Annotated in this window: 9 protein-coding genes; 6 read left to right on the top strand and 3 right to left on the bottom strand. The window is 41.1% G+C overall.

What is annotated here, in order from left to right; genetic code table 11:
- The first annotated feature begins 69 nt into the window (after positions 1-69).
- Both Q0993_RS19980 and Q0993_RS19985 read left to right on the top strand, forming a co-directional pair.
- Positions 70-1,110, top strand: coding sequence for a PLP-dependent cysteine synthase family protein (locus Q0993_RS19980; protein ID WP_299536634.1), 1,041 nt, complete (start codon positions 70-72; stop codon positions 1,108-1,110).
- Positions 1,111-1,239: 129 nt separating this feature from the next.
- Complete coding sequence (locus Q0993_RS19985) at positions 1,240-2,499, top strand: aminotransferase class I/II-fold pyridoxal phosphate-dependent enzyme (RefSeq protein ID WP_299536636.1); 1,260 nt, start codon at positions 1,240-1,242, stop codon at positions 2,497-2,499.
- Positions 2,500-2,566: 67 nt separating this feature from the next.
- Here the strand turns inward: Q0993_RS19985 and Q0993_RS19990 are convergent, their stop codons facing one another.
- A complete protein-coding gene (locus Q0993_RS19990; protein WP_299536639.1) occupies positions 2,567-3,685 on the bottom strand; it encodes a GTP cyclohydrolase in 1,119 nt (372 codons plus the stop codon).
- A gap of 119 nt (positions 3,686-3,804) precedes the next feature.
- Positions 3,805-4,863: a transporter gene (locus Q0993_RS19995; protein WP_299536640.1), complete on the bottom strand. Its 1,059-nt coding sequence runs from the start codon at positions 4,861-4,863 to the stop codon at positions 3,805-3,807.
- 125 nt (positions 4,864-4,988) lie between these two features.
- Between Q0993_RS19995 and Q0993_RS20000 the strand changes: the two genes are divergently transcribed.
- From Q0993_RS20000 to Q0993_RS20015, 4 genes are read left to right on the top strand one after another with little or no spacing between them, the layout of a single operon-like run.
- Positions 4,989-5,252: a DUF4834 family protein gene (locus Q0993_RS20000; RefSeq protein ID WP_299536642.1), complete on the top strand. Its 264-nt coding sequence runs from the start codon at positions 4,989-4,991 to the stop codon at positions 5,250-5,252.
- A 33-nt stretch (positions 5,253-5,285) separates the two neighbouring features.
- Complete coding sequence (locus Q0993_RS20005) at positions 5,286-7,730, top strand: YfhO family protein (RefSeq protein ID WP_299536643.1); 2,445 nt, start codon at positions 5,286-5,288, stop codon at positions 7,728-7,730.
- Complete coding sequence (locus tag Q0993_RS20010) at positions 7,727-8,998, top strand: glycosyltransferase family 4 protein (protein ID WP_299536644.1); 1,272 nt, start codon at positions 7,727-7,729, stop codon at positions 8,996-8,998. Before Q0993_RS20005 ends, Q0993_RS20010 begins: the two co-directional genes overlap by 4 nt.
- Positions 8,998-10,467, top strand: a complete 1,470-nt coding sequence (locus tag Q0993_RS20015) for an oligosaccharide flippase family protein (protein WP_299536647.1) — start codon at positions 8,998-9,000, stop codon at positions 10,465-10,467. Before Q0993_RS20010 ends, Q0993_RS20015 begins: the two co-directional genes overlap by 1 nt.
- Before the next feature lie 159 nt (positions 10,468-10,626).
- Here Q0993_RS20015 and Q0993_RS20020 read toward each other — a convergent pair whose 3' ends face one another.
- Positions 10,627-11,931, bottom strand: a complete 1,305-nt coding sequence (locus Q0993_RS20020) for a hypothetical protein (RefSeq protein ID WP_299536650.1) — start codon at positions 11,929-11,931, stop codon at positions 10,627-10,629.
- Positions 11,932-12,045: the final 114 nt, after the last annotated feature.

A 12,045-nucleotide genomic window follows, 5' to 3' on the forward strand; every position in this document is an offset into this window, starting at 1 on the left:
TGTAATTTTGCCCAAGAATTTTAGGGACTTTTCAATGGTTCATTTGATTCAAAAATTTATACCGCCTTTATGGAACATGAGATTAATGCTTGCAACAATGTCCTGGAACTCATAGGAAATACCCCACTTATAAAATTAGATAGAATAACCTCCAATCTCAAGGGAAATTTCTATGCCAAGGTCGAAGCTTTCAATCCTGGCCATTCTTCAAAAGATCGCGTGGCTGCCTATATCATAGAGGAAGCGGAGAAAAGAGGAATTCTTTCCGAGGGTAGCACTATAATCGAAACCACTTCGGGAAATACAGGTTTTAGTTTGGCTATGGTAAGCATTATCAAAGGATATGAATGTATTCTTGCGGTAACCTCCAAATCCTCAAAGGATAAGATCGATATGCTTCGGGCCATGGGTGCCAAGGTTTATGTTTGTCCGGCACATGTAAGTGCGGATGATCCAAGATCTTACTACCAGGTGGCCAAAAGATTACACGAGGAGACCAAGGGTTCCATCTATATAAATCAATATTTCAATGAACTGAATATAGATGCCCATTACAATACTACCGGACCAGAAATTTGGAAACAGACTAATGGCAAAATAACGCACTTGGTCGCCTGTAGTGGTACAGGGGGAACAATTTCAGGCGCAGCCCGGTTTTTAAAGGAACAGAATCCCGCTATCCGAATTATAGGAGTGGATGCCTATGGTTCGGTATTAAAAAAATATCATGAAACGGGCGAATTTGATTCCAAGGAAATCTATCCCTATAGAATTGAAGGTTTGGGAAAGAACCTCATTCCCGCGGCTACCGATTTTGAAGCCATTGATGAGTTCATTAAGGTTACCGATGAACAAAGTGCACATACCGCACGGGAGATTTCCAGGACTGAAGGCCTGTTCGTAGGTTATACCAGTGGCGCCGTAATGCAGGCCATAAAACAATTGAGTACAAAGGATATCTTTGATAAGAACAGTAATGTAGTGATGATTTTCCCAGATCACGGATCACGCTATATGAGTAAGATATATTCGGATAAGTGGATGGAAGATCAAGGCTTCTTTGATAGCAATACGGTTGAGGAAACACAGGAAATCCAATTTATAAAATAATCGTATTGTTCTAATAATGGTAATTAAAAGGCAATGCCCATACGGTATTGCTTTTTTGTTTACAGGTCAAAAATTTATGAATCCAAGGTAAAAATCCATATTTTTGCAGTTAAAATCAACCCAAGCTACATGAGAGACTTATTTGATAGAATAATCGAAAATAAGGGCCCTCTGGGAAAATGGGCCTCACAGGCTGAAGGCTATTTTGTATTCCCTAAATTGGAAGGCCCTATCTCCAACCGAATGAAGTTTCAAGGAAAGGAAGTCATTACTTGGAGTATTAATGATTACCTAGGTCTGGCGAACTTACCTGAGATTAAAAAGATTGATGGTGAGGCGGCCATGGAACATGGTGCGGCCTACCCAATGGGGGCTCGCATGATGAGCGGCCACACGGATTACCATGAACAGTTGGAGCGGGAGCTGGCCGATTTTGTAGATAAAGAATCTGCGTATTTATTGAATTTTGGCTACCAAGGTATTATGTCCGCGATCGATGCTTTGGTCTCCAAAGACGATATTATAGTATATGACGTGGATTCACACGCCTGTATCATTGATGGGGTGCGTCTGCATATGGGGAAACGATTTACGTTTAAACATAATGATGTTGATAGCCTAGAAAAGAATTTGGAGAGGGCGACCAAGATGGCCGAACAGACCGGAGGAGGCATTCTCGTTATTTCCGAGGGTGTTTTTGGTATGCGGGGAGAACAAGGTAAATTAAAGGAAATAGTTGCCCTGAAGCAAAAATTTAAATTCAGGTTGTTGGTGGATGATGCCCATGGCTTTGGAACTTTGGGAGCTACCGGTGCAGGTGCAGGGGAAGAGCAGGGGGTTCAGGACGATATTGACGTATATTTTGCCACTTTTGCCAAGTCTATGGCGGGTATTGGTGCGTTTTTGGCGGCAGATAAGGAAATTATAGACTATCTCAAATACAATTTGCGGTCCCAAATGTTCGCCAAGTCCCTACCTATGATTTATGTGAAGGGGGCTCTTAAGCGGTTAGAAATGTTACGGACCCAACCTAAACTTAAGGCCAAGTTGTGGGAAAATGTAAATGCATTGCAAAACGGACTTAAGAACAGGGGTTTTGATATAGGTAACACCAATACCTGTGTAACACCGGTTTATTTAAACGGAAGTATTCCTGAGGCGATGGCATTGGTAAAAGACCTTCGAGAAAATCATCGAATATTCTGTTCTATAGTGGTTTACCCTGTAATACCTAAAGGATTGATTTTATTAAGAATGATTCCGACAGCTACCCACACTATGGAGGACATTGAGGAAACCCTTGATGCTTTTTCCGCCATTCGGGAACGACTTCAGAAAGGTGTGTATAAGAAATTATCCGCCGCCGTGGCGGCAGCAATGGGGGAATAAACTTGATTTTTCAGTAGGTCTTGCCAAACCTTTATTATAGTTAAGGGGGTTTGTCTTCAAGATTGTATTATAAATTCTTGCGATAGGTTCTTCTGCGCTTGTAGATAGTCGGGTTAAAGTGTTTCCACATTTGGCGAATGGCTATATTTTCCTCCAGCTCCGGGGTGCGATAGCACATCTCGATGTCCTTTTCCATAAAGGTTTTGTAGTATTCATTGAAAATAATGGCCGTAACCCCTTTATTTTGATATTCGGGATGTATGCCTATCAGGTAAAACAATACATCCTTACTGTTCCTTTTGGCGTTTAAAAGATGAAATATTCCAAAAGGTATTAACTTACCCTTAGCCTTTTGCAACGCTTTCGAAAATATGGGCATAACAATGGCAAAGGCGATGAGGTTGTTATTTTTGTCCACAATGAATTTAATGTACTCGGGATCCACAAAACCGATGTATTTCTTTTTAAAATAAGATTTTTGAATCTCCGTGACTGGTATAAAGGAAGAGAGCTTGGCATATGTGTCGTTGAACAGATCGAACATCCGATCTATCATGGGAAGAATATCCTTTGTTTTTGAGAAATTAACTTCCTTAAGACCATATCTACGCTTTACCAGTTCGTTCAATTTGGTGAAAATTTCAGGATTTGCGTTGCTGATGGGAAATTTGTTTTCCATATATTCCTTCTCCTTAACAAACCCCAAATTTTCATAATGCTCTTTATAGTAAGGATAATTGTACCATGTGACCATAGATCCAATATGGTCAAACCCTTCGGTCAACACCCCAACCTTGTCCAAATTAGAAAAACCCATAGGCCCTTCCATATGCTCCAATGCCTTTTCAGCGCCTATCTCCTTCACTTTGTTCAACAGCGCCTCTGAAACTTCTATATCATCGATAAAGTCAAACCAACCGAAACGGATTTTCTTGATTTTTTTTTCGTTGACCTCCATCCAGTTAATAATGGCGGCCACACGTCCTACGATTTCCTCATTTTTATAAGCTAAAAAAAGCCAACTCTCGGAAGTTTCAAATGCGGGATTTTTGGTCTTGTCAAAAGTTTCCAATTCTTCTTTGATGATAGGCGGCACCCAATAGGGGGAATTCCTGTACAAGGAAAAGGGAAACTTTACAAAGTTCTTAAGGTCGGATTTGGATAAGACCTCTTTGAGGGTGACCATACGGTTGTTTTTGTAGGGTCAATATTAGGGATATTTAACTAGGGAATAAAATCCTTGCCCTGTAAATTGTCAATGATGGATTAGAACTACTTCCAAAAGGATAAAACCATAGAATACCCCTATCCCTGTTTTTTCCTTTTCTGTTCCTTTCTTAATTTCCGCAGTTGCTTTTTGGAAGGTCCGAGATCAACGTCCTCTGCGCCGAGTCCATTTTTCTGCCTTTTTAGTTTCTTCCTTTCCTCACGTTCCTTTTTCTTCATGGAGTTCTTTTGAATTGGACCTCCATTTTCTCCAGCTTTTTGTTCGTCAATCGGTTTAAAGGTATCCTTATGAAAATCGAACCGGTAGGATGCTCCCATGGTCACAAATATTCGGGAAGGGTTGTTTTTAAAGCTGGCCCCAAGATTGATATCCGCCTGTAAATTTTCGCTGAACAAATGGGCCACACCACTTCGTAAAAGAATATCGGAATATCGGTCGCTATCGATACCTTGATTCTCTACAAAAACACTCCATTTCGGGTTTCTAAAAGCATGGGATAGCGAAACCAAATAACTCCACTCCGGAAAGTCGGTACCTATCCGATCGTAGGCGATATTGGAAATCAATACAAACCTTGGGGTAAGCCTGCTTTGTGTTGCTACCATAACACGGGGTGATACTGTGGGGTCTCCCACGAAGAATGGATTGTCCCCTAGGACAAAATTGGCACCGGCATAAACCGAAACCGAGGGAATAAGATTTTTTAACTGAAATAGATTGTTGGCGCGCCAGCTGTACAAATTGGGCTTGTTACGTTCCGGAGCCTTATAACGATCATAGATCAAAAATTTGAGGCCTAAACGATTCATGCCAAAATTGGTGCGTGATTCTTCGATTCCAAAGTTTACGAATGTAATGTTCTGGTTTTGAAAGGTACCTTCCCAATGCAGTTCCAATTCTTCGAACAAAAGTCCATATCGTAAGGCAATGTCGGTTCCCCAGATATTGGATTGGGTATTCAGTAGGGTATGGTCCCGTTGTTCGAAAAAGACACCCATCTCAGCTTGAACCACATTTTTTCCTACGGCATAGGCGCTTACGGAAAGTCCCGGCCTGTTGGAGTTTATGACATCGGTATACTGCGAAAATGAAGAAATTGAAAAGCTAAATACAATCAAATAAACGAGTTGCTTCATCTTTGAACTGCTGATTAATGGTCTAAATGGGCATATCGTTTAATGGTTTTATCATTATTTTAGCACTTTTGCCCTGATAATACAACGTTAGAATTGTACTTTTGATATAACGCAATTAAAATAATATGGGGTTTTTAAAAGCAATCTTAATACTTCTGCTGATTTACTATCTTGTAAAGATGCTCTTCAGAATGTTTGCTCCAAGGCTTTTTAGCTATGCCGCTAAGAAAACAGAAGCCCATTTTAAGGAAAGGTTTGACGAGTTTGCAAGACAGAACGGGCAGCAAGATGAATCTATTGGGGATGTTATCATTGACAAGAAACCTTCCAAAAAATTCAACTCCTCCAAAAAAGTAGGGGAATATATTGACTTTGAGGAAATTGATTGATTATCTTGCCTTGATCAACTTTCGCATTGACCAATGAAGAACTCGCTTAAAGCTCTTTTTACCCATTTTTTTGTCACCGTTTTTTTTGTTGTAGTTGCCTTGACGTATTTTCATCCGGTTCTACAAGGAAAGGTCATAGAACAATCGGATATCATTCAGTTTACGGGTATGGCCAAGGAACAGAATGATTTCAGAAAACGAACAGGGGAGGAGCCCTATTGGACCAACAGTGCCTTTGGGGGGATGCCCACCTATCAATTGGGTGCGTACTATCCACACGATTACGTAAAGAAACTGGATAGATTAATTCGCTTTTTGCCGCGTCCGGCGGATTATCTTTTTCTATACTTTATAGGATTTTATATACTGCTATCTTGTTTAAAAGTAGAGTATCGTCTTGCTATTTTGGGAGCTTTGGCCTTTGGTTTCTCTACCTATTTAATCATTATTCTCGGAGTGGGGCATAATGCCAAGGCCCATGCCATGGGATACTTACCTATACTTTTGGGAGGAATCGTATTGACCTTTCGAAAAAAGTACCTTTGGGGCTTTGTGCTTACTGCTATTGCCATGGCCTTGGAGGTTGTGGCAAACCATTATCAAATGACATACTACGGTATGTTGTTGATTCTGATATTGGGCCTCGTATATCTTGTTTATGCCATAAAAAAGAAGCAGGTAAAACACTTTTTTGTTTCCGTCGGAATTTTGGTCATGGCAGTAGTCTTAGGTATTGCGGCCAATGCAACCAGTCTAATGGCTACCAAGGAATACGCCGATTGGAGCACCCGCGGAAAATCTGAATTGACCGTGGACTATCAAGGCAATCCTAAGGAGAATCTAGATGGCTTGGATAAGGAATATATTACCCGTTGGAGTTATGGAATTTCGGAATCCATGAATTTATTTGTACCCCGCCTTTTCGGAGGCTCATCCCAAGAAAATCTAGGAGAAGATTCCAAGACCTATGGTTTTCTGATAGATCAGGGAATTCCACGTGGCCAGGCCCTTGCCTTCTCCAGTGGAATAGCGTTATATTGGGGCAATCAACCAGGTACCTCAGGCCCTGCCTATATTGGGGCCATTGTCTTTTTTCTTTTCGTTCTAGGTCTCATTTTGGTTAAAGGAAAGTCAAAATGGTGGCTTTTGGGAGCTACCTTACTGTCTTTATTCCTTTCTTGGGGAAAGAACCTTAGTTTTTTGACCGATTTTATGATCGACTATTTTCCGCTTTATGACAAATTTCGGGCGGTATCTTCCATTCAAGTAATTTTGGAACTCTGTGCCCCGATTTTGGCAATTTTGGCCCTACAGGCAATTTTTAAGGATACAATTTCAAAGGCTGATAAGATAAAAGCCTTAAGGACTTCATTTTTTATTGTTTTCGGGTTTGGTATCCTGTTGTTTCTGGTAAAGGGAATGTTTGATTTTTCTGGTTATCATGATGACACCTTAAAACGATATTATGGGGAAGAAATGTTAGATCTTATCCAGTCCGACAGAAAAGCTGTATACACCAGTGACCTTTTGCGCTCCCTTATCTATGTGTTTTTGGCTGCTTTGACCATTTGGCTATTTCTGAAAGAAAAAGTCAAGCAAAACATTATGGTTATTCTACTTGGGCTATTCTTGGTATCCGATTTAGTCGGTGTAAACCTCAGATATGTTAACGCAGAAAATTTTGTTGCCAAAAGGCGCATGACGCGGCCATTTCAGGAAACTCCGGCAGATATGGAAATTCTTAAGGATACGACCTATTTCCGGGTATTTGACCAAACCCAGGGTTTTGAGGGTGCGCGTACCTCTTATTTTCATAAAACCATATCCGGTTATCATGCGGCCAAACCTGCTGGTATGGAGGATTTGTTCTACTTTCATATAGCTCAGGGAAACATAGGGATTCTTAATATGTTGAACATTAAATATGTTGTTCAACAAGATGAAGAGGGTAGGAGTTACCCGGTATTGAATCCTGATGCCCATGGCAACGCATGGTTTGTTGAAAAATTGTTGCCCGTAGAGCATTCCAATGCTGAAATTCTAGCTTTGGACAGCTTGGATACAAAAAGAAGGGCTGTTGTCAACTCTGCCAAATTCCCCAATGTTAACCGCTTTAATTTTATTGTAGATTCAACTGCTTCCATTACTTTGACGGATTACGAGCCCAATCATTTAACCTATAAATCCAAAAACTCCAGGTCAGGGGCCGCTGTTTTTTCGGAAATGTATTATCCCTGGGGTTGGAATGCCTATGTAGATGGAAAACGCAAAAAGCATTTTAGGGTTAACTATGTTTTAAGGGCGCTGATGCTTCCGGAAGGGGAGCATACCATTGAGTTCAAGTTTGAACCGGAAATAGTTGCTGTGGGAAGTCAAATTACCCTAGCAAGTTCTATCCTCCTGGGATTGGTAATTCTAGGTGGACTAGGATTTACCTTTTGGAGCTCCCGAAAGAAGGAAAATATAACCACCCAATGAAAAAGGTGCTTATCATCACCTACTATTGGCCGCCAGCTGGTGGGCCTGGAGTACAACGATGGTTGAAATTTGTAAAATACCTACCCGATTTTGGAATAGACCCTATTGTCTTTGCACCCGAGAACCCACACTATCCTATTAAGGACAATTCCTTATTGGATGAAGTTCCCGAAGGGGTTATTGTGCATAGAAAACCTATTTTTGAACCTTATCGTTTTGCGGAAATCCTTTCCTCAAAAAAAACCAAACGTATCAGTTCGGGCATTATTAGAACCAAAAATCAATCCGCTCTGGAAAAAGCTATGTTATGGGTCCGGGGTAATTTTTTTATTCCGGATGCCAGGAAATATTGGGTGAAACCCTCGGTGCTTTACCTATCTCAATTACTGGAAAAGGAAGACATAAAGTCGGTCATAACAACAGGCCCTCCGCATAGTGTTCATTTAATCGGGCAGCGGTTAAAGCGGAAGCACCAGGTGAAATGGATTACCGATTTTAGAGATCCTTGGACCTCCATTGGGTATCATAAAAAGCTCAGACTTACAGTATCTTCCCAACGAAAGCATAGGGCTTTGGAACGTTCGGTGCTTAATACAGCCGATTTGTTGTTGACCACAAGTGATACTACGCGGAAGGAGTTTAAAGCCAAAACAAAGAAGCCCATAGAGTTGATAACCAATGGTTTTGATTCCAGCTATTCGGGAGGTGCCAATTTGGATGGGAAATTTACCATTTCCCATATTGGATCTTTGCTTACGGGTCGGAACCCCGAGAATCTATGGAAGGTAGTATCGGAAATGGCGAGGGAAGACGAAATTTTTAGAAAGGAGTTGCAATTGGAATTCGTAGGCGTAGTAAGTGAGGATGTTTTGGATAGCCTTCATGAGCATGAACTGACCCCTTATATTCATCTTAGGGGCTATGTACCCCATGACCAAGCGCTTCAAAGACAGAGAGAAACGCAGATTTTACTTTTGGTAGAAATAGATTCCGAAGAGACCAAAGGGATTATTCCAGGAAAATTATTTGAATACATGGCGGCTAGGCGTCCTATTTTGGCTATTGGTCCCGAGGGTTGGGATGCAAGCACGATCATTTCTGGGACAAATACGGGCAAAGTGTTACTTTACCAAGATTATTCCCGACTGAAAAATGTACTTTTAGAATGGTTTGCCCTATATAGGAAAGGAGAACTAAATTTAGCGTCAAAAGGTATTGAAAAATACAGCCGTAAGGCCTTGACCAAACAACTGGCCGAATATCTCTAATGGGTATAGTATTAAGACAGTCATTGAGCAACACCGTAATTACCTATGTAGGTTTTGGTATTGCTGCCATGAATACTCTTTTCTTATACACCCGGTTTTTAACCGATGAATACTACGGTCTAGTAACGGTAATTCTCTCTACCTCTGCCATCTTAATGCCTCTATTGGCCTTTGGTGTACCCAATACCCTGGTTAAATTTTACAGTACGTTTGCAGACCGCCGCAACTCTGATGGTTTCCTGAGCCTAATGTTGCTTTTACCCTTATTACTGATACTTCCTCTTGCCGTCATTTCCTTCTTGGCCTATGATGTCATTGGTAGTTTTTTATCAAGGGAAAATCCTATGGTCCGGGAATACGTATGGTATATCTTTTTGATTGGAATGGCGATGGCGTATTTTGAAATATTCTATGCTTGGGCCAAAGTACAGATGAAATCGGTTTTTGGCAATTTTATGAAAGAGGTATTCAATCGGATTGTCGTTATGGTGCTTTTAGTCATGGTCCATTTTGAATTCATTTCAGTACCTGTTTTTTTGAAGGCGCTGGTGGCACTTTATATGCTTCGGGCAATTCTTATGAAGGTGTATGCCTATCGGTTGCGGATGCCTAAACTGTCTTTTAACTTTCCATCAAATACCAAAAGTATCCTTTACTACAGTACCCTTATTATATTAGGTGGATCTGCGGCCATAATCATTCTGGAAATTGATAAGTTTATGATCAACCAATTTGTTCAGATTGAAAATGTGGCGTATTATGGAGTGGCCGTCTATATTGCAACGACCATAATCGTACCTTCCCGATCTATGCATCAGATTACCTATCCGATTACCGCTGAATTGCTAACAAAAAATGATAGAGCAGGACTAAAAAGCCTTTATCAAAAAAGCTCTTTAACGTTATTTATCATTTCGGGATTATTGTTTTTGCTAATTATACTTAACCTGAACGACTTGTACCTATTGCTTCCCGAAGAATACCGAAATGGCTTTATAATTGTCTTTTTTGTTGGGTTGGCCAAAGTCTACGATTCGGTTTTGGGAAATAACAATTCAATTCTTTACAACTCCGAATACTATCGCTCGCTATTGGCTATGGGAGTATTACTTGCCCTTTCGATAATAGTATTCAATCTTTGGCTCATCCCGACCTATGGTATCGAAGGAGCTGCATTTGGAACTTTTTTGGCCATTTGTCTCTACAACACTATTAAACTTTTTTATGTAAGATTAAAATTCAATATGCTACCTTTTACCCGGGAAACCCTTAAGGTGTTGGTGTTTTTGCTTTTCATGGGCTTGGTCTTTTATTATGTGCAGTTTTCCTTTCATCCCATCATAAACATTGTACTCAAGGGTGTACTGATAACGGCCATTTATACGGTAGGGCTCTATTGGTTCAAACTATCCGAAGACGTTTTTAACTTGATTTCCAAAATTCTGGGAAAGACTCCTCCGAAATTATAATCATATATTGGATAGTACGGTTTATTTCGGTATGGGTGGGGCACACTACTTTTTGTTTAATAAGGTTCCATGGGATTCTGCAATGGACCAAATTAAAAAACCCCGTAGCGGACGAATCCAACTACGGAGCTAAACAACTAACCAACCTAAAAACTATTTTTAATATCTTCTGGAACTTCTGGATTGTGATCGAGCTCCATTACTTCTTGTACTTCTGGAAGTAGCTTTACTTACTGTTTTTCTTGAGTTCCCACCCGAAGCAACGTTGTTGCTTCTATTTCGTGTCGGCGCCGCTTTGCGTACCGACCTATTAGTTGTTGCCCTTTGTGGGCTTTTATAGGTTTTGGTACTACGCGTTACCGTTCTTTTGGTCACTGCGCTCCTTTTGGGATTGCGTACCGTAGTAGAACGCTGCGTAACCGTTTTTTGTCTTTCGGGCCGTGCATCTGCTTTACGGATGTTAAGGTTCTCTATTTTTCGAGATCGATCTACTGCAGTTCCCCGCGTATTGTTGGAACGTATGGCAGCATCCCTGCGTACCGTTCGGCTGTCATTACGGGTAATGTTACCTCTTTGATTGGTACGTGCTAGGGTATTATTCCTCCTAGTAACGTTCCTTTCTGTCCTAACGGCTTCGGTCCTCCGAGCATTGCTCCTGGAAACATTACCTCTTTGGGTTACAGTACGATTGGTACGCGCCACGTTGTTGTTCCTTCGGGCGACACCCCTGTCCGTACGAATAGCTTCTGCTCTCCTTGTATTCTGGCGTACGGCCACCCTTCGGTCATTTCTATAAATTCGGGCACGTTCCCTACGGACCCGGTTGAACCTGTGTTCCCTTCCAATTCTGGCAAAGGCCCTACGCGTATTGTATCGGTATGGTCTGTACCAAGTATATCGGATAGGGTTGTAAAACCTTCGATAGGGTCTATTGTACACCAAACAGAATCCTAATGCAGGCCGCACAAAAAACCTGTGGAAGGGCCTAAAGATATAGCGTCTGTTAAATACATTAATAAAACCGGTATGATAGGCATATACGCCATTATTGTAAAAAACGTTCATGCCGCCTAATCGGGATACAAACCCATTTCGGTAGTTTATAAAAATGCCACCGATTTGTGCCACGCGCCCAAAGTGGTCATAAAAGACGGGTACGTTCTCAACTTGTATCACCGCACCATAATCATCATACTGAACAAAAGGATTATAATCGAATCCCGAGTTGAAGGTAAAATTGGTACGACCAATGTTGACATTGGCGCCAAAATTGGCTCGGTTGTCTATATAAAAATCAAATTCGCCATCGGGATACACTGAAAATGTAATACCGTCCTCTACAAAGATGAAGGAGTTATTGAATCGATAGGCGCTGCTGATTGCAGTGCTATTTTCCGTGCTTACAGCTTGGGTACCCGTGGTTCCCAAGACTAGGGCTGTAAATAAGAGTACTAACTGTTTCATAATAAGCGATTTTTAAACCCGTCTCCCGACAGGCAGGTTCTGGAAGCAACTATTTGCATTCCGATTATGAGGAATCAAACAGCGTGCCAAAATATTTCAAAAGAGTATAACTAT

The sequence above is a fragment of the Ulvibacterium sp. genome (genome assembly GCF_028285715.1).
In the GTDB taxonomy this organism is placed as follows: domain Bacteria; phylum Bacteroidota; class Bacteroidia; order Flavobacteriales; family Flavobacteriaceae; genus Ulvibacterium.

What these genes read in the sequence shown, in the direction of transcription:
- Q0993_RS19980 (WP_299536634.1), top strand. Translation starts at nt 70, where the DNA reads ATGGAACATGAGATTAATGCTTGCAACAATGTCCTGGAACTCATAGGA.
- Q0993_RS19985 (WP_299536636.1), top strand. Translation starts at nt 1,240, where the DNA reads ATGAGAGACTTATTTGATAGAATAATCGAAAATAAGGGCCCTCTGGGA.
- Q0993_RS19990 (WP_299536639.1), bottom strand. Translation starts at nt 3,685, where the DNA reads ATGGTCACCCTCAAAGAGGTCTTATCCAAATCCGACCTTAAGAACTTT.
- Q0993_RS19995 (WP_299536640.1), bottom strand. Translation starts at nt 4,863, where the DNA reads ATGAAGCAACTCGTTTATTTGATTGTATTTAGCTTTTCAATTTCTTCA.
- Q0993_RS20000 (WP_299536642.1), top strand. Translation starts at nt 4,989, where the DNA reads ATGGGGTTTTTAAAAGCAATCTTAATACTTCTGCTGATTTACTATCTT.
- Q0993_RS20005 (WP_299536643.1), top strand. Translation starts at nt 5,286, where the DNA reads ATGAAGAACTCGCTTAAAGCTCTTTTTACCCATTTTTTTGTCACCGTT.
- Q0993_RS20010 (WP_299536644.1), top strand. Translation starts at nt 7,727, where the DNA reads ATGAAAAAGGTGCTTATCATCACCTACTATTGGCCGCCAGCTGGTGGG.
- Q0993_RS20015 (WP_299536647.1), top strand. Translation starts at nt 8,998, where the DNA reads ATGGGTATAGTATTAAGACAGTCATTGAGCAACACCGTAATTACCTAT.
- Q0993_RS20020 (WP_299536650.1), bottom strand. Translation starts at nt 11,931, where the DNA reads ATGAAACAGTTAGTACTCTTATTTACAGCCCTAGTCTTGGGAACCACG.